The 26,499-nt window shown below is 41.3% G+C and carries 23 protein-coding genes; 10 read left to right on the plus strand and 13 right to left on the minus strand.

The window, feature by feature from the left end; genetic code table 11:
* The first annotated feature begins 76 nt into the window (after window positions 1-76).
* On the plus strand, window positions 77-1,783 hold the full coding sequence (locus C6N34_RS12995; RefSeq protein WP_115538707.1) for a diflavin flavoprotein: 1,707 nt from the start codon (window positions 77-79) through the stop codon (window positions 1,781-1,783).
* Here C6N34_RS12995 and clpB read toward each other — a convergent pair.
* Both clpB and gloA read right to left on the minus strand, forming a co-directional pair.
* The gene (gene clpB / locus C6N34_RS13000; protein ID WP_115538708.1) at window positions 1,777-4,452 is read right to left on the minus strand and encodes an ATP-dependent chaperone ClpB; all 2,676 of its coding nucleotides are present in this window, start codon (window positions 4,450-4,452) and stop codon (window positions 1,777-1,779) included. The genes C6N34_RS12995 and clpB overlap by 7 nt on opposite strands.
* Before the next feature lie 89 nt (window positions 4,453-4,541).
* Window positions 4,542-4,931, minus strand: a complete 390-nt coding sequence (gene gloA / locus C6N34_RS13005; protein WP_050784611.1) for a lactoylglutathione lyase — start codon at window positions 4,929-4,931, stop codon at window positions 4,542-4,544.
* Between the two features lie 178 nt (window positions 4,932-5,109).
* Here gloA and eno point away from each other — a divergent pair, with 178 nt between their 5' ends.
* The gene (gene eno / locus C6N34_RS13010) at window positions 5,110-6,399 is read left to right on the plus strand and encodes a phosphopyruvate hydratase (RefSeq protein ID WP_006276553.1); all 1,290 of its coding nucleotides are present in this window, start codon (window positions 5,110-5,112) and stop codon (window positions 6,397-6,399) included.
* Between the two features lie 20 nt (window positions 6,400-6,419).
* Here the strand turns inward: eno and argH are convergent, their stop codons facing one another.
* The 5 genes from argH to trmD are packed head-to-tail and all read right to left on the minus strand — an operon-like array spanning window position 6,420 to window position 11,697.
* Complete coding sequence (argH, locus tag C6N34_RS13015) at window positions 6,420-7,808, minus strand: argininosuccinate lyase (RefSeq protein ID WP_057178368.1); 1,389 nt, start codon at window positions 7,806-7,808, stop codon at window positions 6,420-6,422.
* A gap of 44 nt (window positions 7,809-7,852) precedes the next feature.
* On the minus strand, window positions 7,853-8,635 hold the full coding sequence (gene larB / locus C6N34_RS13020) for a nickel pincer cofactor biosynthesis protein LarB (protein WP_057178417.1): 783 nt from the start codon (window positions 8,633-8,635) through the stop codon (window positions 7,853-7,855).
* Window positions 8,636-8,639: 4 nt separating this feature from the next.
* The gene (locus tag C6N34_RS13025) at window positions 8,640-10,427 is read right to left on the minus strand and encodes an ABC transporter substrate-binding protein (RefSeq protein ID WP_115538709.1); all 1,788 of its coding nucleotides are present in this window, start codon (window positions 10,425-10,427) and stop codon (window positions 8,640-8,642) included.
* 21 nt (window positions 10,428-10,448) lie between these two features.
* The gene (gene ispF / locus C6N34_RS13030; protein ID WP_006276549.1) at window positions 10,449-10,937 is read right to left on the minus strand and encodes a 2-C-methyl-D-erythritol 2,4-cyclodiphosphate synthase; all 489 of its coding nucleotides are present in this window, start codon (window positions 10,935-10,937) and stop codon (window positions 10,449-10,451) included.
* Between the two features lie 31 nt (window positions 10,938-10,968).
* Window positions 10,969-11,697, minus strand: coding sequence for a tRNA (guanosine(37)-N1)-methyltransferase TrmD (trmD, locus tag C6N34_RS13035; protein ID WP_040008604.1), 729 nt, complete (start codon window positions 11,695-11,697; stop codon window positions 10,969-10,971).
* Between the two features lie 587 nt (window positions 11,698-12,284).
* Here trmD and C6N34_RS13040 point away from each other — a divergent pair.
* Complete coding sequence (locus C6N34_RS13040) at window positions 12,285-13,166, plus strand: cyanophycinase (protein WP_057178366.1); 882 nt, start codon at window positions 12,285-12,287, stop codon at window positions 13,164-13,166.
* A gap of 138 nt (window positions 13,167-13,304) precedes the next feature.
* A complete protein-coding gene (gene cphA, locus C6N34_RS13045) occupies window positions 13,305-15,959 on the plus strand; it encodes a cyanophycin synthetase (RefSeq protein WP_115538710.1) in 2,655 nt (884 codons plus the stop codon).
* 48 nt (window positions 15,960-16,007) lie between these two features.
* On the opposite strand, the gene cbiE is transcribed toward cphA, so the two are convergent.
* Entirely contained in the window at window positions 16,008-17,222 is a 1,215-nt protein-coding gene (cbiE, locus tag C6N34_RS13050) for a precorrin-6y C5,15-methyltransferase (decarboxylating) subunit CbiE (protein WP_115538711.1), read from the minus strand.
* Between the two features lie 562 nt (window positions 17,223-17,784).
* On the opposite strand from cbiE, the gene C6N34_RS13055 reads away from it, so the two are divergent.
* Complete coding sequence (locus C6N34_RS13055; RefSeq protein ID WP_006276544.1) at window positions 17,785-18,099, plus strand: DUF6679 family protein; 315 nt, start codon at window positions 17,785-17,787, stop codon at window positions 18,097-18,099.
* On the opposite strand, the gene C6N34_RS13060 is transcribed toward C6N34_RS13055, so the two are convergent.
* The gene (locus C6N34_RS13060) at window positions 18,096-19,706 is read right to left on the minus strand and encodes an MBL fold metallo-hydrolase (protein WP_115538712.1); all 1,611 of its coding nucleotides are present in this window, start codon (window positions 19,704-19,706) and stop codon (window positions 18,096-18,098) included. The genes C6N34_RS13055 and C6N34_RS13060 overlap by 4 nt on opposite strands.
* A 235-nt stretch (window positions 19,707-19,941) precedes the next feature.
* The gene (locus C6N34_RS13065) at window positions 19,942-20,478 is read right to left on the minus strand and encodes a hypothetical protein (RefSeq protein ID WP_115538713.1); all 537 of its coding nucleotides are present in this window, start codon (window positions 20,476-20,478) and stop codon (window positions 19,942-19,944) included.
* 68 nt (window positions 20,479-20,546) lie between these two features.
* Here C6N34_RS13065 and rsmA point away from each other — a divergent pair, with 68 nt between their 5' ends.
* Genes rsmA through C6N34_RS13080 form a run of 3 tightly spaced genes read left to right on the plus strand, consistent with a single transcriptional unit; the run spans window position 20,547 to window position 22,697 of the window.
* Window positions 20,547-21,392 (plus strand): 16S rRNA (adenine(1518)-N(6)/adenine(1519)-N(6))-dimethyltransferase RsmA, encoded by an 846-nt coding sequence (gene rsmA, locus C6N34_RS13070; protein ID WP_115538714.1) that lies wholly within the window; start codon window positions 20,547-20,549, stop codon window positions 21,390-21,392.
* A gap of 22 nt (window positions 21,393-21,414) precedes the next feature.
* Window positions 21,415-22,368 (plus strand): 4-(cytidine 5'-diphospho)-2-C-methyl-D-erythritol kinase, encoded by a 954-nt coding sequence (gene ispE / locus C6N34_RS13075; protein WP_115538715.1) that lies wholly within the window; start codon window positions 21,415-21,417, stop codon window positions 22,366-22,368.
* 26 nt (window positions 22,369-22,394) lie between these two features.
* A complete protein-coding gene (locus C6N34_RS13080) occupies window positions 22,395-22,697 on the plus strand; it encodes a DUF3082 domain-containing protein (RefSeq protein WP_006276539.1) in 303 nt (100 codons plus the stop codon).
* On the opposite strand, the gene C6N34_RS13085 is transcribed toward C6N34_RS13080, so the two are convergent.
* The 3 genes from C6N34_RS13085 to C6N34_RS17010 form a co-directional block, all read right to left on the minus strand.
* The gene (locus C6N34_RS13085) at window positions 22,674-23,528 is read right to left on the minus strand and encodes a response regulator transcription factor (protein ID WP_115538716.1); all 855 of its coding nucleotides are present in this window, start codon (window positions 23,526-23,528) and stop codon (window positions 22,674-22,676) included. The two genes, C6N34_RS13080 and C6N34_RS13085, sit on opposite strands and share 24 nt — an antisense overlap.
* 47 nt (window positions 23,529-23,575) lie before the next feature.
* On the minus strand, window positions 23,576-24,655 hold the full coding sequence (locus tag C6N34_RS13090; RefSeq protein ID WP_057178358.1) for a PAS domain-containing sensor histidine kinase: 1,080 nt from the start codon (window positions 24,653-24,655) through the stop codon (window positions 23,576-23,578).
* A 78-nt stretch (window positions 24,656-24,733) separates the two neighbouring features.
* A complete protein-coding gene (locus tag C6N34_RS17010) occupies window positions 24,734-24,859 on the minus strand; it encodes a hypothetical protein (protein ID WP_255356458.1) in 126 nt (41 codons plus the stop codon).
* Between the two features lie 464 nt (window positions 24,860-25,323).
* On the opposite strand from C6N34_RS17010, the gene C6N34_RS13095 reads away from it, so the two are divergent.
* Window positions 25,324-25,578: a HetP family heterocyst commitment protein gene (locus C6N34_RS13095; protein WP_057178357.1), complete on the plus strand. Its 255-nt coding sequence runs from the start codon at window positions 25,324-25,326 to the stop codon at window positions 25,576-25,578.
* Between the two features lie 33 nt (window positions 25,579-25,611).
* Complete coding sequence (locus tag C6N34_RS13100; RefSeq protein WP_115538744.1) at window positions 25,612-26,451, plus strand: indole-3-glycerol phosphate synthase TrpC; 840 nt, start codon at window positions 25,612-25,614, stop codon at window positions 26,449-26,451.
* Window positions 26,452-26,499: the final 48 nt, after the last annotated feature.

Genomic DNA, 26,499 nt, shown 5'->3' on the forward strand with positions numbered 1-26,499 from the left:
TCCCTAGTTCGCCAGTTTTGGGTGCGTTTAACGCACCCCATAAACTTTAAATCACACTTAAAATATTGGAGATACTATGTCAATTACTAAACCCCGTGATGTACAGATAATACCTATTGGTACAAATACCATCATATTACGCTCCCGCAGTTGGACAAGATTGCGGTTTGAAATTGAATATGGTTTAGCCAAGGGGACCACAGCTAATTCCTTTGTCATTAAGAGTGATAAAATTGCCATAATTGACCCCCCAGGGGAAACTTTTACCAAGATTTATTTGGATGCATTACAAGATAGAATTAACCCAAAATCCATTGACTATATAATTCTAGGTCACGTCAATCCTAACCGAGCTGCAACTCTAAAAGCATTAAGAGAAATTGCTCCTCAAATCACTTTTGTTTGCTCTAACCCAGGAGCAAAAAACCTCAAATCAGCACTGGAAAATGACGATTTACCCATTTTGATCATGCGGGGTGATGAAACCCTAGACTTAGGAAAGGGTCATCATCTCCAATTTATTCCCACTCCCAACCCCCGTTACCCAGACCAACTGTGTACCTATGATCCCCAAACAGAAATTCTCTTTTCTGATAAGTTGTTTGGATCTCACTTTTGTGGTGATCAGGTTTTTGATGAGGGTTGGGAGGTTTTTACCGAAGATCGTCGCTATTATTTCGACTGTCTCATGGCCCCCCACCCAAGACAAGTGGAAACCGCTTTGGATAAACTGGCAGATTTACAAATTCGACTATATGCTACCGGTCACGGACCATTAGTAAGATATGGGCTGCAGGAGCTAACGCACTCTTATCGAGAATGGATTAAACAACAAACTAATTCAGAACTTAGTGTAGCATTGATCTATGCTTCCGCCTATGGTAACACCACTACCCTATCCCAAGCGATCGCTCGTGGTATTACCAAAGCAGGTGTTAGGGTGGAGTCCATTAATTGCGAGTTCGCAGACCCAGAAGAAATTAAAAGTGCGATCGAAAAATGTGCGGGTTTTGTTATTGGTTCCCCCACCCTAGGTGGACACGCACCTACACCGGTACAAACAGCCTTGGGTATTGTTTTATCTACTGCAACTAATACTAAGTTAGCAGGGGTGTTTGGTTCCTTTGGTTGGAGTGGGGAAGCAGTGGATCTGCTGGAAGGTAAACTGAAAGATGCTGGTTTTAGATTTGGTTTTGAACCTATTCGAGTCAAGTTCAAACCTAACGAGTCCACTTTACAAAACTGTGAGGAAGCAGGTACGGATTTTGCCCAAGCGTTAAAACGGTTTACTAAAAAATCCTTAGTAGCAAAACAACCTGCAACTAATGTAGAACAAGCTGTAGGTCGCATCATAGGTTCTTTATGTGTGGTCACAGCAACTCAAGGAGAAATCAAAACTGGGATGTTAGCATCCTGGGTAACCCAAGCCAGTTTTAATCCTCCTGGACTGACTATTGCGGTAGCTAAGGACCGCGCTATGGAAAACCTAACTCATACAAGTAATCCATTTATTGTTAATATTCTAGCTGAAGGACGGGAAATACGTAAACATTTTATGAAGGTTTACGAACCCGGACAGGACAGATTTAAGGGTTTGGACATCACCGAGGGAAATGGGGGTGTAATTTTAAATGGCGCTTTGGCGTACTTGGAATGTACCGTGCAAAGCCGCATGGAAGTGGGAGATCACTGGTTAGTTTATGCGACTGTGAATGATGGTAAGGTACTCAATCAAGATGGTATGACTGCTATCCACCATCGCAAGTCCGCAAGTTTTTATTGAGGGCGAGATCCTGTAACCAACTCAAGGGGATTAATGGGAGACGGCAAATTTTCCTGCTTTTTAAAAAATGTCAGTCCATTTTCCCCCTTGTCTATAACAATTACGTCCCCAGCAACAAAGCTGTTTTCTAATATCTTGGTCGCTAGGGGATTTTCTATTTCCCGCTGGATTGACCTCTTTAATGGACGGGCACCATATACTGGATCGTACCCGATTTCTACTAAATAATCACAGGCATTGTCGGTTATATTTAAACAGATCTTCTGTTCTTTTAATAATTTCTCCACCCTTTGCAATTGAATGCGAATAATCTGACCCATCTCAGAACGATTCAAGGTGTGGAACAAAATTAGGTCGTCAATCCGATTAATAAATTCAGGACGAAAATGCGATCGCAAACTATCCATTACCCTGTTCCGCATCAGTTCGTGCTTATCCCCATTCCCGGAAATATCAATGATATATTCACTACCAATATTACTAGTCATCACTATAACAGTGTTCCGAAAATCCACCACTCTACCCTGACTATCAGTAATTCTTCCGTCGTCTAAGACCTGGAGTAAGATATTAAATACATCGCCATGGGCTTTTTCCACCTCATCCAACAAAACTACAGAATAGGGGTGACGACGAATAGTTTCTGAGAGCTGACCACCCTCTTCATAACCAACATATCCTGGGGGAGCGCCCACCAAACGGGAGACAGAATGCTTTTCCATATATTCGGACATATCCAACCTAACTAAAGCATCCTCGGAATCAAACAGAAATTGAGCCAGGGCACGAGCAAGTTCGGTTTTCCCCACTCCGGTTGGGCCCATAAACAAAAAGGAACCTATGGGACGGGATGGGTCTTTCATACCCGCGCGGGCACGACGAATAGCAGCTGATACTGCGAGTACAGCTTCTTCTTGACCAATCACCCTTTCATGGAGATGATGTTCCAGTTTGAGTAGTTTCTGACGTTCCGATTCCAACAGACGATTAACGGGTATACCAGTCCATTTAGCGACTGTTTCTGCGATATCCGCTTCCGTGACCTGTTCTCTTAATAGAGTAGAACCCTGATGTTGAATTTCTAATAACTGGGTTTCTTTAATTTCTCGTTCTCTTTGCACCCCTTCCAGTTTGCCGTATTTTAATTGAGCAGCTTTATTTAAATCATAATCTCTTTCCGCTTGCTCAATTTGTACCCTGAGTGCATCTTCTTCTTTCTTCAAACTACTAATGGCTTCTAATAACTGCTTTTCTCCTTGCCATTGTTCATTCAATTTTTGTTGCTTAGTAGTTAAATTAGAGATTTCCTGTTCAATTCTGTCCAATCGTTCCCTGGTAGGAGCGGTAGCTTTTTCTTCTCCCGACAAGGACAATTTTTCCATTTCCAGCTGCATTAAACGTCTGTCAATGGTTTCCAGTTCTGAGGGTTTGGAGGTGATTTCCATTTTTAACTTGGCTGCTGCTTCATCAACTAAATCAATGGCCTTATCAGGTAAAAACCGATCTGCAATATAACGAGCTGATAAAGTAGCTGCAGCAACCAAAGCGGAATCGGCAATTTTCACATTATGATGGACTTCATAGCGTTCTTTAAGACCGCGCAAAATAGAAATAGTGTTTTCTACCGTGGGTTGATCCACAAAAACCTGTTGAAACCTTCGTTCTAAAGCAGCATCTTTTTCTATATATTTGCGATATTCATCTAAAGTAGTTGCGCCAATACATCTAAGTTCACCACGAGCTAACATAGGTTTGAGGAGATTGCTAGCATCCATAGCTCCCTGTTGATTGGAACCAGCTCCCACCACTGTATGTAACTCATCAATAAACAAAACTACCTGACCATTAGATTCAGTAACCTCCCGGAGGACATTTTTTAATCTGTCTTCAAATTCACCTCTATATTTAGCACCAGCAATTAAACTGCCAATATCCAGGGTAATCAACTGACGATTTTTCAGAGATTCAGGAACATCGCCATTAATCATTCTTTGGGCCAGAGCTTCAGCGATCGCCGTTTTACCCACCCCTGGTTCACCAATAAGAACCGGGTTATTTTTACTACGTCTGGATAAGACTTGAATTACCCGTCTAATTTCATCATCACGACCAATAACAGGATCTAATTTTCCAGCTTTTGCTTGTTCAGTTAGATCTTGCCCAAAACGTTTTAGTGCTGGTTCAGAACCATCCCCAGACCCATTGTCTTTTCCAGAAACCTTTTGAGTCACACGGACAGTTTGGACAGCAGATTCTAACTTAGAAATATCAATATTTAAACCTTTAAAGATCCGTCTACCAACCCGTTCATCTTCTGCAAGAGCTAATAAAATATGACCTTCAGAGATTTCCCCATCCTTAATTCTCCCGCGAATTTCCTCTGCTCGGTCCAGGAGTAAATCTAAACTGCGCCCTAAATAGAGTTGATCCGTCTTTCCCACTTTCGGTTGGCGTTTAGTGTAGGCTTCTAATTGTTCTTGTAATCTAATTGGATCAATTTCAGCGCGAGTCAAAATACCCGAAGTAACCGCACTAGAAGTTTCTAGAATGGCTAAAATTAGGTGTTCTACTTCTAATTGTTGTTGTTGATAAGCACGGACTATATCTTGAGATTTAATTACAGCATCCCATGCTGTGTCAGTAAATTTATTTGGATCTGTAGGCTGCATTTTTACGACTTGCAATTTAAGACTTTGAATTTAGGACTTGCTAAATAAATATAACCTCCATATAACTTCCCCAAATCCCCATGTCCATATTAACTCTTGGCCATCTGAATCAACTCCACTTTATACCCATCTGGATCTTCAACAAAGGCTATAACCGTTGAACCATGTTTCATAGGGCCAGGTTGACGTACAACCTTACCACCACGGGTTCCAATGGCTTCACAGGTGGAGTAAATGTCATCAACTCCTAAAGCAATATGACCATATCCAGTACCCAATTCATATTTTTCCACTCCCCAATTATAAGTTAATTCTATAACAGCATTGTCACTTTCATCTCCATATCCCACAAAAGCTAGGGTGAATTCTCCCGTGGGATAGTCCTTGCGACGCAATAATTTCATTCCCAGGATATCACAGTAGAATTCCAAAGATTTGTCTAAATTTCCCACCCGGAGCATGGTGTGTAACAATCTCATAATTGACCTCTTCAATCTGGATTTGTAATGTAAAACAAGTAACAGGATAGCGGATTTGGTAAACTTAGGAGCAACTGCTGCACAATTACCGAAAATATTCCTTAATCTCAACCCATTTTGCCCGATCACCCCATAAACTAATCTGTAAACCAAGGATAATACAGACTGAGGAAAAGGAATGACCAATTATCTGGATACTGCTATCAATGCTATTGTAGCTCGGGAAATTCTTGATTCCCGAGGGAGACCTACCCTAGAAGCAGAATTACATCTAGCTGGGGGTGCGGTGGGACTGGCCCAAGTTCCTAGCGGTGCTTCCACAGGTACTTTTGAAGCTCATGAACTGCGAGATGGGGATAAGAGTCGTTATGGTGGTAAAGGAGTCCTCAAAGCTGTGAAAAATGCCAATGAAATATTGGCTCCCAAGTTGTTGGGGTTGGATGTTCTTAACCAAGAACTTTTAGATAGAACCATGATTGGCATAGACGGATCCCATAACAAGGCTAATTTGGGGGCCAATGCTATTTTAGGAATTTCCCTAGCAGCAGCAAAAGCAGGTGCAGCAGCTTTGGATATTCCCCTCTATCGTTATTTAGGTGGGCCTTTAGCCAATTTATTGCCAGTTCCCCTTATGAATGTGATCAATGGGGGCGCCCATGCAGCTAATAATGTGGACTTTCAAGAATTTATGATTGTTCCTGTGGGGGCTCCCTCATTTAGTGAAGCTTTGCGCTGGGGTGCGGAAGTATTTGCCACCCTCAGTCGGGTTCTGGATGACCAAGGTCTATTGACTGGTGTGGGTGATGAGGGCGGTTTCGCACCTAATTTAGAGTCCAATCAACAAGCTTTGGAGTTGTTGGTTGCTGCGATCGCAAAAGCTGGTTATAAACCCGGTGAGCAGGTCGCTTTGGCTTTAGATGTGGCCGCTAGTGAATTTTACAAAGATGGTCAGTATGTTTATGATGGTGAGTCCCATACTCCAGTAGAGTTTATTGATTATTTAGCACAGTTGGTTGGTCAGTATCCTATCATTTCTATTGAAGATGGTTTACACGAAGAAGACTGGCATAATTGGCAATTACTAACCCAGAAGGTCGGTTCCCAGGTGCAGTTGGTAGGTGATGATTTATTTGTAACTAATGCCAATCGCTTACAAAAGGGTATTGAACAAAAGGCTAGTAACTCAATTTTGATTAAGTTAAATCAAATCGGTTCCCTGACGGAAACTCTGGAAACTATTGATTTGGCCACCCGTAATGGTTTTCGTTCTGTGATCAGTCACCGCTCCGGTGAAACTGAAGATACCACTATTGCCGATCTGGCTGTTGCTACCCGTGCAGGACAAATTAAAACTGGTTCTCTGTGTCGTAGTGAACGAGTAGCTAAGTACAATCGTTTATTGCGAATTGAGCATGAATTGGGCGATCGCGCTATTTATGCTGGCACAGTTGGTTTAGGTCCGAAATAGGGTAGTCCTTGGAGGAAAAGTCAACTTTGTAAAATTTGACTATGGGCACTGGCGATCGCTTGTCTAACTTGCTCAAAGCCAGTGCCGCCATAGCTGTTACGCGCAGCTACTACTTGGCGTGGGGAAATAGCTTCATAGATATCACTCTCAAAGGATGGGTGTACTTGTTGCCATTCTTCCAAGGTTAAATCTTTCAAGAGCTTACCAGCAGAAATACTAGTTTTAACTACTTTACCAACTATGTTATAAGCTTCTCGAAAGGGTACTCCTCGAGCTGCTAAGTAGTCTGCAACATCAGTAGCATTAGCGAAGTCCTCCGTCACTGCTGCAGCCAAACGTTCTTGGCGAAACTCCATACCTTCTCTTAATAGAATTGTCATTGCCTGCAAGCAAGACTTGACAGTGTTTACACTATCAAATATACCTTCTTTGTCTTCTTGTAAGTCTTTGTTATAGGCTAGGGGTAGTCCTTTCATAATTACTAACATAGACTGAAGATGACCAAAGACCCTACCTGTTTTACCTCTAACTAACTCAGGAACATCTGGGTTTTTCTTTTGTGGCATAATACTGGAACCGGTAGCACAGCTATCCTTTAGGTGGATAAAACGGAATTCTTCACAGGCCCATAGAATTACCTCTTCTGACAAGCGACTGAGGTGCACCATAATTGTACTAGCAGCAGCCAGAAACTCTATGGCAAAATCTCGATCACTTACCCCGTCCAAACTGTTAGCATAAATACTGTCAAAATTCAATAGCTGTGCGGTGTACTTCCTGTCAATAGGAAAGGTAGTACCTGCTAGAGCGCCACTACCTAGGGGGCAAATGTTTACCCGTTTGTACACATCCCCTAATCTTTCCCAATCCCTTTGTGCCATTTGAAAATAGGCTAGGAGGTGATGAGCCAAACTTAGGGGTTGGGCCCTTTGTAGGTGGGTGTATCCAGGGATGAGAGTTTCAATATTTTTCTCAGCTAGATCTAATAATACCTGCTGGAACTCCCTTAGGTGTTGACGGATTTGTTGGATTTGCTCCCGTAGGTAGAGTCTCGTGTCAGTTCCTACCTGGTCATTACGAGAACGGGCGGTGTGTAGTTTTTTTCCTACATCACCCACAATTTCCGTAAGTCGTTTTTCTACCGCAAAATGTACATCCTCCGCATCAATACCGGGTTGGAATTTTCCTTGTCGATATTCCTGACGTACCTGTTCTAAACCGGTCACTAATTGCTCTGCTTCCTCTGGAGTAATGATTTGACTGTGACCCAACATTTTCGCATGGGCTTGGGAACCAGTAATATCATATTCTAATAGTTCAATGTCAAAAGTAATACTAGCATTAAAACGGGCGATAGTCGGGTGTAGTGCGGATTCAAACCTTTGGCTCCAAGTTTGTTTTGCGGTCATAAAATCAATTTTAGAAAATCTATTGTTTAGTTGTATTATATGGTTTAAGTTGGTTCTCTCTTCAATTTCTGGGCGGTACGTAGGATTTGACCTGCTAAAACTGCTGCGCCAAATCCATTATCAATATTGACCACTCCCACACCAGCAGCACAAGAGTTGAGCATGGTGAGTAGGGGAGCCAAACCCGCAAAATTTGCCCCGTAACCAATACTGGTGGGCACGGCAATTATGGGACAATCTGCTAAACCAGCTACTACACTGGGTAGGGCACCTTCCATACCTGCTACAACAATTAGGACAGATGCTGAATTGAGCAAATGACGATTATTGAGTAAGCGGTGAATTCCTGCTACACCCACATCCCAGAGACGCTGCACTCTAAAACCATATAGTTCAGCAGTTATAGCAGCTTCTTCAGCTACGGGTAGGTCAGCAGTACCAGCGGAGAGGATTCCTATTTCTCCAGGAAATCGCGGTGGGGTTTCATCGGGAGAAAGGGCACAAATCCTTGCTAGGTCGTAGTATTTTAGTCCCCTTACTTTTTTTTGTAGTATGGAATATATCTCAGGAGTAATTCGGGTAGCCATGACTACGGAAGCGCGTGGACGCATAATTTCCATGATTTGGGCAATTTGGTCAGGGGTTTTACCAGGTCCCCAAATGACTTCTGGAAACCCGGTTCTTAAATGACGATGGTGGTCAATTTTGGCAAATTCACCTACAGATTCGTATGCTAGATTTTTGAGAGATTCTAGGGCTAGATCAGGACTAATTTTACCATTAGCTACAGCTTGTAATAGGGATTGCAAATTTTCTGGTTGAGTCATTAATTTATTCCCTAATTTTAATTTCATGAATATTCCAGAATGGACCACCGAGTGCGGAATATTTAATTCCCGTAAATCGATTACGCACTGCTACCAAGGAGGTGGAATTTATTAGGTAAATAAATGGTAAATACTCCTGGGTTAATTTTTGACTCTGGGCGTAAATTTCTTTCACCTTAGTTTCATCAAATTCCTGGGCTCCTTGAATATATAGTTCATGAATTTTCTTTTCCCAGGGTGCTACTTGCCATCCTTCTATGGGTTTTTGCCCTGGTTGCGGTTTTTGATTAAACATGTGTAACCCCCCTTCAGGAGACCACACGTTAGCACCATCATTGGGTTCTAAACCACCAGTTAAACCTAATAGGGATGCTTCCCAATCTAGGGTGTTAGATAGTTTGTCTAAAAATGTACTCCATGCTAATGGGGTAAAATCAACTTGAATGCCAATTTTACTCAGATCTTGTTTGATTTGGGCACCCATTGCTTCCCGGATTTTATTACCAGCATTGGTGAGCAAACTAAATCTTACCTTGTTTCCTTGACCATCTTCTAATTGGTTTTGACTGTTGTATTTAAATCCAGCTTCTATCAGTAATTCTTTGGCTTTTTGGGGATTGTAATTATAGACTCTTAATCCCTTTTCTGGTGGGAGATAGTAAGGACTTTGCACGGAAATCGGGGAATTTTGGGTTTGACCTAAACCACGGTAAATATTATTAATCATGGTTTCCCTGTCTACTGCATAGGCGATCGCTTGACGAAATTTTACCTGGTTAAACCACTGGGATTTAATCGGATCCACTAAGGGTTTGTTATTTCTTTTGCCCTGGTTTAAGTTAAAGGAAATAAAACTAGTACCAGTGGAGGGTCCGCCATTATAAATCTGGAAATTTCCTTGTTTTTCCTGGACTTTTAACAATGAGAAATAATCAGGTGTGACTGATATAGCATCCATTCCAGCGGATCTAAATTGGAGCAAAGCTGTATCTGTTGATTCCACAATTTGCCAAATAATCCGTTCAATGTAAGGTTGGGGTTGACCCTGGGAATCTTGACGCCAATAGTAGGGGTTACGACGAAAAATGATTCTTTGACTAGTTTCGTAGCGTTCTAGTTGATAGGGACCGTTAACGATGATTTTTTCTGGAGGAGTGTCCACACCCCAAATACTCAGGAATTTCGGTTTACCATCTTGGTCTTTTGTCACCACTGATTCTTGTAAGATGTGCGCTGGTAATATGGCAGCACCTACGCTTTGTAGGAAGGGTCTAAAGGGTTCGGGAACAGTAAATTCTACTCTCCTATTGTCTATTTTTGTTACTTTAGGTAGTTTTCTTTCTTTACCAATTCTCAAAATATCTCTTATATCTGTGGGTATTTGTTTATTTAGATAAATTTCATTATAAGTGAATACAACATCATCCACGGTGAGGGGTTGACCATCAGACCATTTTAAGTTCTCACGCATGGTGAAGGTAATTTTTAGTTTATCCTCAGAAATTTCCCAGGATTGGGCTAAATTTGGTTCTATCTCACCCGTCAGGGGATTTTGGCTAACTAATCCTTCGTAGGTATAACCAAATATATTGGGAGACTCAGAACTTAAAGCGTAGTTAAAAGTTTTTGGATCACTGAGAATACTGGTTACTAATTGGGGCACATCCCTAACATTAGGGTTTTTAAAGTTACTAGGATTGCAACCGGTTAGGGGTGTGGCTATAAAGCAAACTATAATGATAAATAATAGGTTTCGTTTTGCTGATTTGAGATACTTGTTGATTAAGGACATACTATAATATACTATTAAATACTAGGGATTTGCCACCAACAAAACGACCGCATAAGCACAAATACCTTCTTCCCTACCAGTGGGACCCAATTTTTCATTGGTTGTGGCTTTTACCCCAACCTGATGGGGTTGTATTGCTAAAGTAGATGCTAACTGCTCACGCATTTGATGAATATAGGGTTTTAACTTGGGACGTTCAGCTACCACTACAGAATCCACATTGCCCACTTCCCAACCTTGATTGAGAATGAGACCATGAACCTGTTTTAATAATACCAAACTGTTGGCCCCTTTCCACTGAGGATCATTAGGGGGAAAATAATGACCAATATCCCCCAAAGACAGGGCACCCAACATAGCATCCATAATTGCATGGGTTAACACATCAGCATCACTATGTCCTAACAAACCCAATTCATGGGGTATGTGAACACCACCAAGAATTAATGGGCGATCGCTCACCAATTTGTGAATATCATAGCCGTTACCAATTCTGATATTTGTAGTCATTGTCTGTTTATTTATTTGGGTGTTCAGTAAATTAATCCTCTTTCTCCCTGGGGGTGGGATCTAGAGAATCAGAGCGTTCTCGTTGCCATTTTTCCAGCAGATCAGGACGACGAGAAGCAGTCCGTTCAATTTGTTGTTGAAAGCGCCAGCGAGAAATTTCCGCGTGATTACCACTAAGCAAAACATCGGGAACCTTCCAACCTCGAAACTCAGCGGGACGGGTGTATTGGGGGAAATCCAATAAACCCGCTTCAAAACTTTCAGCCTTGAGAGATTCTACCTTACCCACAGTACCCGGTAGAAGACGAACCACACCATTCAATAGGGCCATAGCGGGGATTTCGCCACCTGTCAGAATAAAATCACCCAAAGACACCTCACGGGTAACTAAATTGAGAACACGCTCATCAACGCCCTCATAATGTCCACAAATGACAACTAACTGATCATAGCTAGTAGCCAATTCTCTCAAAAGGGGTTGATTGATAGTTTGTCCCTGGGGACTCATAAGAATGATATCCCGACGAGGTAAAATCGGTAGGGACTCAACCGCAGTAAAAATCGGGTCAGGTTTAAGCAACATACCCACACCCCCACCGTAGGGTTCATCGTCTACTTTACGATGTTTATCCTTGGTGAAATCCCTGGGATTAACCAAATAAACCTCAGCAATACCCCTATTTAGAGCCTTCCCTAAAAGACCAGAACTGAGAATGGAACCAAAACAGTCGGGAAAAAGTGTAACTATATCAAAACGCACAGTATCAAAACGCACAATATTCCAGAGCAGAAGCAGGTAAAATGACCGTGCAAATAAGTCTGGTCATATATCCCTATCAAGTAATCTTTTGAGAGCAGGGTTATTAATTCCCTGCATGTTTTAGATTATCATAAGGGTTGACTAAAAAGTAAGAGAACTATATTTATCATCTAGTTTATGTTTGAATCTATGTTTAAATAATTATCACGACTGAATTTATAACCGTAGCCACCCGGGGGGAGGCGAGCTTGAATCTCTAAGGGCCACCTAAAGTGAAAATGCCCTAAAAAACTAGCGATCGCAAACCTGAAAACACCGTAAAATCTATTTTATTTCAGACAAACAAATAGAAAGGTAAACGGTGATGGTGATGAGGAAAAGTAACGAACATGACAGAAAATAGGCTTCGTGTGCGTTTAAGGAAAAATTAGGGGGTTCGCTCCCAAAAGTTCATGAATGTCCTCTCAAAAAAGCAAAGGTCGGAAATCAAGACGGTAAGAAACCTGATTAAATGAATTCACTTGCCATTCGTCACCAACCAACCGTTTAAGGCGAAGGCCACTGAAGTTGTTGAACCAAGAAACACAATGCAGCAATTAAAAGCTAAAACGCTGGAAATGAGGACACCCCAAGCAACTAAAACTGCCGTTCTAGTGATCGGAGGCGCAGAGGACAAAGTTCACGGACGTGAAATTCTAAGAACTTTTGTTGCTCGTGCTGGCGCTAGTAAGGCTTATATTACAATTGTTCCATCTGCTTCAAGAGAACCAGCCATAATCGGTGGTCGTTACATTCGCTTGTTTGAAGAAATGGGTGCCCAGAAGGTGGAAATTTTGGACATTCGTGAGCGTGAACAATGTGAAAACCCTCAAATTAAAGCATCTCTAGAAAACTGTACTGGGGTGTTTTTAACCGGGGGTGACCAATTGCGACTCTGTGGAGTCCTAGCGGATACACCAGCCATGGACTTAATCCGGCAACGCGTAAGAGCAGGACAATTAACTCTAGCAGGAACAAGTGCAGGAGCAGCCGTTATGGGACACCACATGATTGCTGGTGGGGGAAGCGGGGAAACGCCTAACCGTTCTTTAGTAGATATGGCAACAGGTTTGGGATTTATTCCTGAAGTGATTGTCGATCAGCACTTTCATAATCGAAACCGTATGGGAAGATTAATTAGTGCTATTGCGGCCCATCCAGACCGTCTTGGTATTGGTATTGATGAGGATACTTGTGCCGTGTTTGAAAGGGATGGGTGGTTACAAGTGGTGGGCAAGGGTAGTGTGACCATTGTGGATCCCACTGAACTAACTCATACCAATGAGCCTCATGTTAGTGCCAATGAACCTTTGAACGTCCATAACTTACGCTTGCACATTCTAAGTTATGGAGATCGGTTTCACCTCTACCAACGTACTGTTTTACCAGCAGTGCATCGTCTCCCTAGTTATGGTGACAATGTGTCTTAACCCGCCAGCTATGATTTATCACCAAAAGATCAGCCTATTCCTAAGTAAAGGGAAAAAACCGTTCACCCTGGACAGTTTACCGGTTAACTTGAGTAAGAAACTAAAATTTTGGTTCCGAATCTCCATCTACCTACACCCATGAGAATCCTCAAGATCCAGACCTTACGCGGACCAAATTATTGGAGCATTCGACGCCATAAACTAATCGTCATGCGCCTAGATTTGGAGAACTTAGCAGAAACGCCATCCAATCAAATTTCAGGCTTTTATGAAGGATTGGTGGAAGCCCTACCCAGCCTAGAAGGTCATTATTGCTCACCAGGCTGTAGAGGCGGTTTTTTGATGCGTGTACGAGAAGGGACCATGATGGGTCATATCGTAGAACACGTAGCCCTAGAACTCCAGGAATTGGCTGGAATGCAAGTAGGCTTTGGCCGTACTCGTGAAACCGCCACCCCTGGGATTTATCAAGTTGTGATTGAATATCTCAATGAAGAAGCTGGACGCTATGCTTCCCGGGCGGCAGTTAGAATATGTCAAAGTATTGTTGACAGGGGACGCTATCCTAAAGCCGAATTGGAACAAGATATTCAAGATCTAAAAGACTGTTGGCGAGATGCTTCCCTCGGGCCTTCAACGGAGGCGATAGTTAAGGAAGCCCAAAGGCGAGGTATTCCCTGGATGCCATTATCCGCCAGGTTTTTGATCCAGGTGGGCTATGGTGTCCATCAAAAGCGGATGCAAGCCACCATGACTGACAACACTGGCATTCTTGGGGTGGAACTGGCTTGTGACAAGGAAGCTACTAAACGCATTTTGGCTAATAGCGGAGTCCCCGTACCCAAGGGGACTGTAATCAATTTTCTGGACGATTTGGAAGAGGCCATTGACTATGTTGGTGGTTATCCCATCGTCATTAAACCCCTTGATGGTAATCATGGTCGTGGGATTACCATTGATATTAGAAGTTGGGATGATGCTGAAGCTGCATATCACTCCGCTAGGCAAGTTTCTCGCTCAATTATCGTAGAACGTTATTATGTGGGGCGTGACCATCGGGTTTTAGTCGTGGATGGTAAGGTTGTGGCTGTGGCTGAACGTGTTCCCGCTCACGTGGTTGGTGATGGTAAATTAACTATTGCTGAATTAGTTGAAGAAACCAATAAAGATCCTAATCGCGGCGAAGGACATGACAATGTGCTAACCAAAATTGAACTCGACCGCACTAGCTATCAATTATTAGAAAGGCAGGGTTATACCATTAATACTGTGCTTGGTAAAGAACAGATTTGTTATTTACGAGCTACAGCAAATTTGAGTACAGGTGGCGTTGCTGTAGACCGTACGGATGAAATTCATCCGGAAAATATCTGGTTAGCCCAAAGGGTGGTAAAAATTATCGGTTTGGATATCGCTGGTTTAGATGTGGTAACCACGGATATTAGTCGCCCTTTGAGAGAAATGGATGGTGTAATTGTGGAAGTTAATGCCGCCCCTGGTTTTCGGATGCACGTTGCTCCCAGTGTGGGTATTCCCCGCAATGTGGCTGGTGCGGTGATGGATATGCTGTTTCCCAATGAAAAACCTACCCGCATTCCCATCCTTAGTGTTACTGGTACTAATGGTAAAACTACTACCACTCGTCTGTTGGCTCACATTTATAAGCAAACAGGTCAAATTGTGGGTTACACTACTACTGATGGTACTTATATCGGTGATTTTTTGGTGGAAGCTGGAGATAATACTGGTCCCCAGAGCGCCCATCTCATCCTGCAAGACCCAACGGTGGAGGTGGCCGTACTGGAATCCGCCCGTGGGGGTATCCTCCGCTCTGGTTTGGGCTTCGAGTTCGCTAATGTGGGCGTGGTTTTAAATGTGGCCGCAGACCATTTAGGCATTGGTGATATTGATACTATTGAACAGTTGGCTAATCTTAAAAGCGTTGTGTCGGAAGCGGTCTTTCCTGATGGATATGCGGTATTAAATGCTGATGACTATCGGGTAGCTGCTATGGCGGAAAAGACAAAGGCTAACATTGCTTACTTCACTATGAATCCCGATTCTGAGCTTGTGCAACGGCATATTCAAAAGGGAGGAGTGGCAGCAGTATATGAAAATGGTTATCTATCAATTGTCAAAGGTGATTGGACACACCGGATAGAAAAAGCTGAAAGTATACCCTTAACAATGAGTGGTAAAGCACCATTTATGATTGCCAATGCTTTGGCGGCAAGTCTAGCAGCTTTTGTACAAAATGTCACTATTGAACAGATTCGCGCTGGGTTAAGATCTTTTCGGGCTTCTGTAAGTCAAACACCAGGTAGAATGAACTTGTTTAATTTGGGTAAATACCATGCCTTAGTGGATTATGCCCATAATCCCGCCAGCTACCAGGCTTTAGGTTCTTTTGTACGCAATTGGACAAGCGGGCAGCGTATAGGAGTGGTTGGAGGACCAGGAGACCGCCGTGATGAGGATTTTGTTACTCTAGGAAAATTAGCAGCTGAGATCTTTGACTACATCATTGTTAAGGAAGATGATGACACCAGGGGAAGACCTAGGGGATCAGGATCGGATTTGATTGTTCAAGGTATCACCCAAACTAAAGCCAATTGTCGTTATGAGTCTATCCTAGACGAGACCCAAGCCATTAATAAAGGTTTGGACATGGCTCCGGATGGTAGTTTAGTGGTAATTTTACCGGAAAGTGTTAGTAGGGCTATTCGGTTAATTAAGGTGCGCGGTGTTCAGGAAGAACCTGTGTCACAACCCGCTGTTAATACTCCCGCCTAATTTTGAGTAGAGACGCTAATTCGTCTCTACTTGTCAATTTTGTTGGTGTTAGGATTTGCGTGCTACCCATTGGGTAACCGGAGACATTGCCTTCCAACCCAAAAATTTGCCCAGGGGTTGGGCCCGTTGAATGGAAATCCGGGTAAAACTACCTCCCACCTGTTCATACCACGTAAATAATGTTTTTTCTCCCTCTAAGGTGACCACATTAGCCATTATTCTCCCCCCAGGAGATAGAGAATTCCAACATTCCTCTAGCAATCCTGGTGTGCTGATTCCTCCACCAATAAAAATGGCATCAGGGGTGGGTAGATCCCCCAGCACCTGGGGTGCTTGACCACGAATAATTTGCAAGTTCGGTGTACCCAAAGCATTGGCATTATCCGCTATGTAGTGCGATCGCATGGAGTTTTGTTCAATAGCTACTGCTGCACATCTAATATTAGTTCGCATCCACTCTATGGAAATAGACCCACAACCTGATCCAATATCCCACAGCAGTTCCCCAGGTAAGGGAGCTAAAGTTGATAGGGTGAGGGATCTGACTTCTCGTTTAGTTAACTGTCCATCATGATGAAAAGCATCATCAGGCAAACCAGGTAGTCTGGATAACCCACATATTCCCCTCTGGGCAATACATTCTACGGCCATGGTGTTTAAATCGGCAATTTCTGTCTCGTGCCAACTTTGAGCTAAACCGGTTAAAATCCTCTCGTTCACACCACCCATCTTTTCTAAAACCGTAATTTTACTACCACCATAACCCCGGGTAGTTAAAATATTAGCCACTATTGCTGGTGTGTGTTTACCCTCACTTAAAATCAGTAGTTTGGCATTAGGGTAAATATAAGATGCCAGTAAGGAAACTGGACGACCACATACACTTACGGTTTCCACTTCTGAGTAGTTCCAGCCTAATCGAGAACAAGCTAAACTAAAAGCTGAGTTGGTGGGAATAATAGTGATTTCTTCTTTAGGAATATACCTAATTAAACTGGCTCCCACTCCATAGCACATAGGGTCTCCACTAGATAGAACACATACTAACTTGTTCTGGTTTCTATATTGTATAACCTGTTGAATAGAATTACCAAAGGGAGAGTTCCAGGAAATTTTTTTCCTCCCATCATCCGGAGGTAACATAGCTAAATGACGCTCCCCACCTACCAAAATCTCAGCTTGATCAACAAATAAAATAGCCGTTTTACTTAATCCAGCAATTCCGTCTTCACCTATACCTATTATTGATAACCACTTGTGCATATTTAAGAGAGAAAATAAAAGTAACAGAGAGTAATAATATACCTAGATATCCACCATAAAAAAATTATAGCCTTAGCCATAACACCATAGACCAGGTAAAAGTGATTGTTGGATAGGCGTTAACTATTTATTTATGAGATTATGAGATTGTTGCTGAAAATGAGTTAAGATCAAATACATTAGGGTGAAAAGTACAACCCATTCCCCAGACTTCCTAGAAATGCCAATGACTACAAGTAGGCAACCTAAACAACCGCAATCAACACTAGCTTTTGAGTGTTATTTGTTACATGATGATAGTAAGGAATCATTACCACACATTCACCTGGTGGGGAGAAAACCAAAAGATGTTGAAATTCTATGAGGTAAATCCCCAACAGAGTCCCTAAATCACCCACAGTCAAGAACTAAATTATTACTGATGGCATCCAACTTTGTTATCACTAAGTTGGGTAGAAACAGATAATAGTTGACAAAACTTGATATTGATTCCCCGGGACTTGAGCCCATGCTCCAATTTTCACAAGTTTAACTACGTAGTTTAAAAAGGTAGAAGTACTACATGCTACACCGCAAGATTTATCAACTGTGTTGCGATGGGCGGGAGGTATGTGTTTTTTTGCGGGATCAGCAACGCTGGATAGAGCGGGCCCGCATTATTGATATAGAGGGTGATCTCGTGACTCTACGTTATGAAACCGACGAAGAGGACGAAGTCTGTTCTTGGGAAGAAATGGTTCGCTTGGAGAGTATTGGCTCTGTAACTCAGAAGTTAGCTTCTGTACCACGCGGAAATGTGGACCCCTTGATGACAGAGGACTGTCCTGAGTCTGAACGTATCCATAACCGATTTACAGATCTCAATCCTGATTCCTAGGATTCATTCTCAGATAAGCGCTCGAAAGCTGGACAGTATCCTTCAAGAGTAACCTTAAAGTTATATAACGGGGCAGCGGCATTCCAACACCGTTGTCCTCTTTGGTGCTTACAAGTTCCACAGCATTCAATTTCAGACCAGTTATATTGGTATTTATTTTTGGCGGTGTCTAAGCTGTTCCTGTTTAATAAATCTCGTTGAGATAAACCTTTTAGAACCAAATCTTCTCCCTGCCAACGGGCTTCTACTAAGCCAGTATCAGCAAAATCCTGCCAACGTGGATCCTCTCTAATTTCTCTGGGCAAGATAATGGTAATAATTGTTTCTAGTTCGGTTAATTCTCCCTGATAATTGGCTTCTGGGACTGGGGATTGTATTAGTGTTTCCCCAATTGGCAATTCAACTAAGGTTCCCCCAGGGGGTGAGTGTACGTGATAACGATTTTGTAGTTCTTCTAGGGTAGTTAGGTCAGCTAAGTAAGTGGGATCACCATGAATAAATACTACATGCTGGGGACGTAAGTTATGTATTAATTGGGTTGTCCCCGGTCCATCACTATGCTGAGCTAAAAGGTATGTTTCCGTTTGAACCAGGGGGTTGTCTAGATCACTGGCCATCTTTTCTGGGAATAGAACTACCCAGGAAGCACCATTCCCATGCTTAATATATTTATTTAAATCCGATTTATAATCCGTTAGGACAATGCAGGGTGAACTTCCCAGGGTGTCTAAATCCTCAACCTTTAGTCGTCGCACCCGAGGACGCACTCGCTCATCCCAAAATAAGGGTTGGTGACGAGCAAAATTCTGTACTGATGCAGGTAAATGGGATAAAAGCTCTAAATAAGCATCACAACCAGTTCCTACTTCACCATCAACCCAAATATCTATGTCCTGTCCAGTGAAATTATGGTGGGAGCGTAACAACATCAACAATTCCTGACCTAACCCCAGCGCTGGTGTAGGTAGCAGTACAGAGGACTTATCTATGATGGCCCGATTGATTCTTTCTGCAATTTGATTTTCCTGATGACGACGATGGGGGTGGCGAGATGTTCCATAACTACCCTCAACTAACAGCACATCCAAATTTAAACCCCTGAGTTCTTCTAATCTTAGACCATCTACCAACCGGGAGTTAGAAAGGAAAAAATCCCCTGTGTAGAGCAGTTTGTAGTCTCTTTCTGAACCTTGGTAGGTGAGTAAAATTGCCACAGCACCGGGAAGATGACCCGCAGGGAATAATTCCACCACTAGATTTTCTTCTACTTCAATAGGCGATCGCAAAGGGAGTGCTTGACAAAAGGTGAGATTTTCTGTTGTTTCTAGTTCTGTCCAGTTTAAGGGTAACAACTTACTAGTTACTTCACTAGTGTAAATAGGCAACAGAGGGAAGGCGCGATTTAATGATAGCAGTCCCCGGCAGTGATCTGGGTGTGCATGGCTAATCAAGACCAAATCTGCTGGTGAGTTTTCCTGAGTGATGGAAGAAATATCAGCCGCACCGCAGTCTAAGAGAATGCGGTGGGGGCCCATTCTGACTATGACACACACCCCCTCATCCTCGTGCTGAACACTATAGAGTAAACATTCTAATTCGTTGGCCACTACACTCAAAAGGGGAGGATGAGATTAATGTGCAGAACCGTTGCCATGATAATTTTCCGAATCATAGAATCCATTTTGAGTGCCAAAAAATAGGCAAGCCACGGTGAATATAAAAGTTAGTATTACCAGAATTAACTTGACATCCATTATGTTACCCTACTTTAACCTTTAAGCTACACAACTTATGCTGGCATTATATTAACCTATATTATCGCAAAACTGGGTTTAAAACTCCTTAAAAAATAATTTCTTTATCTCCCTGGGTAAAACGAACATCTTTAATGTTCCACTCTGGTTTACTGGTGAGGGTTTTGCGAATACTACCAAAGAGGGCAAACTGCTCACAACTAGAAAGGGAAGCAATTTGACGACTAGAGTCTGGAGCTACTCGCAGATCAATTGTCGCTATCCCATTAGAGATATCTAAACGATAGCTAACTATGCTAAAATCAGAACTATTTTGCTGCTCCAGGATTTTGCCTATGCTTTGGTCAAGGATCTGGTCTGGTGATAACCTGACCACCTGGGGAATATAATCTTGACATTGGGCATCACTCGTGTATAGGGTAACCGGGATATTTTTATCAGTGTTACTAAGGGACTGAGAACTGGTATCTGGAGACGGTGGAGGGGAAAAGGGTTGAGAGGTGGGGGAAGGTTTGGCAGGGTCTGGCAAATTTCTGGGAGTACAACTGCTGACCGTGCCCACTACAATTAATAATATGGGTAATGGCAGTACAGTTAAAATATCACTTGATAAACTGAGCTTCATAGTAGTGATGACCCTTATTAATTCTTAATTAAACAACAAATGCGTTTGTAAGTAATGGTAATTGATCCATGGTAAGACCACAAAAACAGTTTGCTCAACATTGGTTAAGAAGTGAAAAAGCACTAAACTCCATTGTTAAAGCTGCTGAATGTCAAGTAAATGATAGGATTTTAGAAATTGGTCCGGGAACCGGAATTCTCACTAAGCGGTTGCTACCCTTAGTTGATTCCTTGCTAGCAGTAGAAATTGATCGAGACCTGTGTGAACTACTGGCCAAAAAACTGGGTGCAAGAGAAAACTTTTTACTTCTCCAGGGTGATTTTCTCACTCTTGGTATAGCATCTCAAGTGACCGCTTTTCCTAAATTCCAAAGACAAAATAAAGTGGTTGCCAATATTCCCTACAATATTACAGGTCCAATTATCGAAAAACTTTTGGGTACTATTGCTGATCCTAATCCCCAACCCTTTGATTCCATTGTATTACTTATCCAAAAGGAGGTGGCACAAAGACTATATGCTAAACCCGGTTCCAGAAATTTTGGAGCCCTATCTGTGAGAGTACAGTATTTAGCGGAATGCGAGTTCATCTGTACAGTCCCCGCCAGTGCATTTTATCCACCGCCAAAAGTAGATTCTGCGGTAGTGCGTTTATTACCCAGAAATATAGAAATAGGAGCTAATGATCCTAAACTGTTGGAAAATATGGTTAAATTGGGGTTCGGGTGCAAACGAAAAATGCTCAGAAATAATTTGCAATCAGTAATTGACCGTGAGTCCCTGACTAAATTACTGGAGGGATTAAACATTAATCCTCATGTTCGGGCGGAGGAAATCAGCGTATCTCAATGGGTATCACTGGTTAATTCCCTGAATACAACGTCTTTGATGTCTGTTCATACTCAACCGAAATAAAATACTACTAAATAGTTATAACATGCGTCAATACAGTTTAATTGCACCTGCAAAAATCAACCTATACTTAGAAATCATTGGTGCTCGTGCTGATGGCTATCATGAGTTAGCAATGATTTTACAAAGCATTAGTTTAGCAGACCAAATAGATTTACATGCAGCCAATACACAAACAATTAGAGTTTTTTGTGACCACCCTCAAATACCTACAGATGAAAGTAATTTAGCACACCGGGCAGCAGTGCTGATGGCCAGTAATTTTCCTACTGCTTTTAGTAACTTTGGTGGAGTTGATATTACAGTGAAAAAAAGGATTCCCGTAGCTGCAGGTTTAGCTGGGGGTTCCACAAATGCAGCAGCGGTGTTAGTAGGTATAGACCTACTTTGGGGTTTAGGATTAACTCAATCTCAATTGGAAGAATTAGGAGCAAACCTGGGTTCAGACGTACCTTTTTGTATTGGTGGAGGAACAGCAATTGCTACTGGAAGGGGTGAGCAACTTTCTCCCCTTCCCAGTTTAAATAACATGTATTTAGTCTTAGCCAAATATAAAAGTTTAGCTGTGTCTACCCCCTGGGCCTATCAAACCTATCGTGAGCAATTTGGTGCCGAGTATATAAAAAATCATCAAGACTTTACCCAGCGTACCAAAGCAGTTCATGCAGCAGAAATTGTCCAAGCCATTGCAGTTCAGGATCTAGGGGGAATTAGTCATAACCTGCACAATGATTTAGAAAAGGTTGTCTTACCAGCTTATCCCCAGGTTCTACAACTACGGGAACTATTTGCCAAACAACCAGAGGTTTTAGGAACAATGATGTCAGGCTCGGGACCTTCAGTATTTGCTATTGTAGAATCAAAACAGGATGCTGAAACAGTTAAAGAAAAAATCACAGTAGCTATTAATAATAGTGATTTAGAATTGTTTGTAACCCAAACAATTGGTCATGGCATCCAATTAGAAACCAGGCATTAAAATTAGTTTAGAAAAAGGAGAGAATTATGAAAGAACCGTTAAAATCCGCACAGGATACGAACGCTCCACCAACACCATTAAGATGTATAACTGGAGCAACAATTTCCGGGGGACTGGCTTTTGCCATGTATTCCCTAATGATTGCTATAGCTACTACCTTTGCTAGTAAACCCATTCATTCCGATAACCAAATAGTTATTAATATTGCCTCCGCAGTTCGTACCTTAGTGGTAGGTGTGGTAGCTTTGGGAATGGGAATTTTTAGCATAGTGGCCATAGGTTTATTGGCTTTAGCTATCCAGTTATTAATCCAAGGGAAAAATAGTTAAAGATTTGGGTAAATTGGTGGAACTTATGCCTTTTTGGGTACAAACATGAGACAATTGGTGTTGTTTTCTCCACATCTTTGGTGATAGACTTTGATACTGACTAAACTGCCTAGAAAAATGACAACAATTTTGATAGCCAATTTTCGTGCCAATCTCTTCAATTGTTAAAGCAGTGTTTTTTAATAAAAAGCAGGCTTGGGTTATTCTACGTTTGACTATCCAGCTATTGACACTATTTCCTGTCTGTTGAGATACTTGGTTGGTCAAATAAGCTGGAGAGTAACCTACAGCTTGTGCAACATCGGATAAAGTAATGCCTAAGTGGTAATGACTTTCAATATAGTCAAAAACCTTTTGAAAATGGGGAATATTAGGAAATACTAAAGGTAGATTGTTTGGTTTGGGTGTTATGGGGGAGTTGTTATTGATATACCAAGATTTCATGAGAGACTGTTTTTCTAATCTGATATGGATGGCTTTTAGCAGTTCGTTAATTGTGATGGGTCTGGTCAAATAATCATCAGCACCTAATTCCATAGCCTTTCTCAGAGCTGCTTTGGAATTATTGGCGGAAAGAAAAATAAATGGCATGATTGCTAACTGGGAATTTTGACGCAATTCAGTTAAAATGGTATAACCATCCATATCTGGCATAATCAACTCGCAAATAACTATGTCAGGTAGGTTTTCCATTGCCTTGTGAAGACCAAGGCCACCGGTTTCTGCTGCTATGATGGCAAAACCTTCAGCTTTCAGAGATTCCAATAAAAGATTTTGCATTAAATAGTCATCTTCAATTAGCAGAATTTTTTTTGATGCTTCAGCTGTCATTTTCAACGAATATAATTTTTTAAAAACTTGTGACTGTGAATAGAATATTAAAAATTGAATTGTCTTGGCAAGGATTGTAAAACAATAGTGAATGTGGTACCCATACCCAATTCACTAGTTATTATGATTTGACCCTCACATAGATCCACCAGAGTCTTAACAATTGATAAACCAAGCCCGGTACCAGAAGTTTGACCAACATTATGACCTCGATAGAATTTTTCAAATAGTCTATCTTGATCCACCTGGGCAATGCCAATACCTTGATCTTTAACTTTCAAAATGATTTGCTCATCTTCATTTTCAATTAAAAGATGGACAATAGTCTTATCAGATGAATATTTAATGGCATTATCTAGTAAGTTGGTCAAAATTGCTTCTATTATGTGGGGATCTATCCATACTTGCTTACAGTCTCCCAGATAATCAAACTGAATTGACCTGCCATTTTTAATTAGGGTCATTTTTTGGACTAAATTCTCACAAAACTCAATCAAATTTACCTGGATCGGTGAGATAATTGCTTGGGAATATTTGGTCTTACTTAAAAATAAAATGTCATCCAATATGTGATCAATTTGTTTTACCGCTGTTTCAATGTGTCCAACAAGCGACAACATTTTTTCTTCTTCCCATTGATGAATATTTCGTTTAAGTAGACTGTTGGAAAAAGAAATAATATTGAGGGGTGTGCGAAATTCATGGCAGAGTATGGGCACTAACTCTTGTGTATTTTCTTTGATAACTCCATAACAAAACTCACTTTCTTGTAATTGAATATAGGCAAAATCTATTGTTGCTACAAATGTTCTTCCCCCCTTGGTGCGATAGCGAGATTTCCAAGACAGACCTTCCACATTTTTGAGATTTTCCCATTTTTGCAACCATTTATTCAGGGAAAAATCTATATCCAAATTACTTAGATTCATAGATAGCAACTCTTGATGCGAATATTCCATAATAGCGGACATGGACTTATTTGTATAAATAAAGTCTCCATTATTTTTGACACAAAAAGCAGCATCTATGATTTGATTAATCAGAAACTCGACAAGTTTATCCTTCATGGAAGGATAGTTTAATTGATAATTGATTTTCTCTAGCATGGAACCCCGACAATTCATCATCTTTATTTACTCCTGAGTCTTTACAGCGTATAAAAGTATATAGACTGCCACAGTTAATTTACAGCTGGTTGTATAGATTTAAATACCCGCAAATACTGAATTTTTGGCATCAATTGTGTACCAAGCGTTCCGATCTAAGTAGGGAGGCACAATTATTTGTAGGATGGGTCGAGTAACAAGACCCATGCGGGTGTTGGGTTTCATACTTCAACCCAACCTACGTTCATCTTATATTTAATTCCATCCATTGTTTGTCATTACCAACTAAGATGGGAAATACCTTATGTATAGACCTCACCAACTTCAATCTTAGGAAGTTTTTGTAATCTCCCATCAAGGGGATTCAACTATATTTCCAGAAGGTAAATCATCCTACTATTGACATAATTAACCATTAGACATAGTTTGGGGATCATCCGTCATCTAACTAAAGAAGTATTAGTTGTAAAGATTGTAAGTATTTGGGAATACAATTATTGATTAATGACAGATACCAAGGTAACACCGAAAAAATAGACAAGTCCATCTAAAAATAGTTCATTTATTTCTCAGTTAAATTGAGTATCCTGAAGACATTGATCAATGGGATAATAGATGAAATAAACCTGATGGCGTGTTAAATCATCTCTTCGACCATAGATTGATGTCAGAAATTAGGAGTGCATACTATGAAAGGACAGTTAGATGATTATAATAGGCAGATTAATAAGAAAATCAATACGGATCAAATAGAGCAAATAATCAAGGCAATTATAGCTGGTAAATATTCTTGGGCTTGTGTTTTGCTGCTGAGATTTTCGGGACTTAACCCCATTGACTACATACCATACCGCACTTATATCAGATTGCTGAAAAATAACTATTTACTAGGTGGCTCTGGGCAAAATCAACCAAGCAAAAAAGAAGTGGAAATAATGTGTTAATTCATTCTACCTATGATCATGCTACAGAACACAATGGAACCTATAATCAGAGAAATTATATGGCACAAAAAACTAGAGATTACCCAAATTCAACAGGAAATGTCTCTTGCTTCTCTCCAACGTCAATTAACTGCTGCTCCTAGTGTGAGAGATTTTTTCACTGCTTTGCAACAAAACATTTACAAACCCAGTTTAATTGCAGAAGTGAAAAGGATATTTTCATCCGAGAATATACTTTCATCTGATTTTGATGCTTTGTCTATTGCTAAATCCTATGAACGAACTGGGGCAGCTTGTATATCTGTTGTGACAGATCAGAAATTCTTTCATGGTGGGTTTGATCAGCTACGCATTGTTCGACATAAAGTCACTTTACCTATTCTATGTAAAGATTTTGTTCTGGATCCATGTCAAATTTACTTAGCACGAGCAGCAGGAGCAGATGCAATCTTATTAATTGCCGCCATTCTCACGGATCAGCAAATTAATAACCTTTTACGGGTAATTCATTATTTAGGAATGAATGCTGTGGTCGAAGTTCATAATTTGATGGAGTTAGACCGTGTTATTAGGTTAGAGGATGTGCGTATTATTGCCATTAATAATCGCAGTTTGGAGGATTTAACTGTTAATATCAACACTACTCTGGAGTTAATGGCTGCCAGAAAATCACACCTACATAATTTGGGGATTTTGGTGGTAAGTGAGTCAGGAATTGAGACGTCTCAAGATTTATCCTTGATGGCTAATGTTGGTGTTAGTGGGGTATTAATAGGAGATTGTTTACTGCGAGAAGAAAATTTAGAGGACGCAGTGAAAGAGTTGTTAAAATCCCAAATTTATGGTTTTGGTGGTCCCAGTTATAAAAGTTAATCAAGCCAGCTCCTAAACTTGCACAAGAGGTGAAGGAGCTTTTTTTAC

It is taken from the genome of Cylindrospermopsis raciborskii Cr2010 (genome assembly GCF_003367075.2).
In the GTDB taxonomy this organism is placed as follows: domain Bacteria; phylum Cyanobacteriota; class Cyanobacteriia; order Cyanobacteriales; family Nostocaceae; genus Raphidiopsis; species Raphidiopsis raciborskii.

Excerpts from the sequence above, each read along its gene's own strand:
- C6N34_RS12995 (WP_115538707.1), top strand. The coding sequence starts at position 77 with ATGTCAATTACTAAACCCCGTGATGTACAGATAATACCTATTGGTACA.
- clpB (WP_115538708.1), bottom strand. The coding sequence starts at position 4,452 with ATGCAGCCTACAGATCCAAATAAATTTACTGACACAGCATGGGATGCT.
- gloA (WP_050784611.1), bottom strand. The coding sequence starts at position 4,931 with ATGAGATTGTTACACACCATGCTCCGGGTGGGAAATTTAGACAAATCT.
- eno (WP_006276553.1), top strand. The coding sequence starts at position 5,110 with ATGACCAATTATCTGGATACTGCTATCAATGCTATTGTAGCTCGGGAA.
- argH (WP_057178368.1), bottom strand. The coding sequence starts at position 7,808 with ATGACCGCAAAACAAACTTGGAGCCAAAGGTTTGAATCCGCACTACAC.
- larB (WP_057178417.1), bottom strand. The coding sequence starts at position 8,635 with ATGACTCAACCAGAAAATTTGCAATCCCTATTACAAGCTGTAGCTAAT.
- C6N34_RS13025 (WP_115538709.1), bottom strand. The coding sequence starts at position 10,427 with ATGTCCTTAATCAACAAGTATCTCAAATCAGCAAAACGAAACCTATTA.
- ispF (WP_006276549.1), bottom strand. The coding sequence starts at position 10,937 with ATGACTACAAATATCAGAATTGGTAACGGCTATGATATTCACAAATTG.
- C6N34_RS13040 (WP_057178366.1), top strand. The coding sequence starts at position 12,285 with ATGCAGCAATTAAAAGCTAAAACGCTGGAAATGAGGACACCCCAAGCA.
- cphA (WP_115538710.1), top strand. The coding sequence starts at position 13,305 with ATGAGAATCCTCAAGATCCAGACCTTACGCGGACCAAATTATTGGAGC.
- cbiE (WP_115538711.1), bottom strand. The coding sequence starts at position 17,222 with ATGCACAAGTGGTTATCAATAATAGGTATAGGTGAAGACGGAATTGCT.
- C6N34_RS13055 (WP_006276544.1), top strand. The coding sequence starts at position 17,785 with ATGCTACACCGCAAGATTTATCAACTGTGTTGCGATGGGCGGGAGGTA.
- C6N34_RS13065 (WP_115538713.1), bottom strand. The coding sequence starts at position 20,478 with ATGAAGCTCAGTTTATCAAGTGATATTTTAACTGTACTGCCATTACCC.
- rsmA (WP_115538714.1), top strand. The coding sequence starts at position 20,547 with ATGGTAAGACCACAAAAACAGTTTGCTCAACATTGGTTAAGAAGTGAA.
- ispE (WP_115538715.1), top strand. The coding sequence starts at position 21,415 with ATGCGTCAATACAGTTTAATTGCACCTGCAAAAATCAACCTATACTTA.
- C6N34_RS13080 (WP_006276539.1), top strand. The coding sequence starts at position 22,395 with ATGAAAGAACCGTTAAAATCCGCACAGGATACGAACGCTCCACCAACA.
- C6N34_RS13085 (WP_115538716.1), bottom strand. The coding sequence starts at position 23,528 with ATGACAGCTGAAGCATCAAAAAAAATTCTGCTAATTGAAGATGACTAT.
- C6N34_RS13090 (WP_057178358.1), bottom strand. The coding sequence starts at position 24,655 with ATGATGAATTGTCGGGGTTCCATGCTAGAGAAAATCAATTATCAATTA.
- C6N34_RS17010 (WP_255356458.1), bottom strand. The coding sequence starts at position 24,859 with ATGAAACCCAACACCCGCATGGGTCTTGTTACTCGACCCATCCTACAA.
- C6N34_RS13095 (WP_057178357.1), top strand. The coding sequence starts at position 25,324 with ATGAAAGGACAGTTAGATGATTATAATAGGCAGATTAATAAGAAAATC.
- C6N34_RS13100 (WP_115538744.1), top strand. The coding sequence starts at position 25,612 with ATGGAACCTATAATCAGAGAAATTATATGGCACAAAAAACTAGAGATT.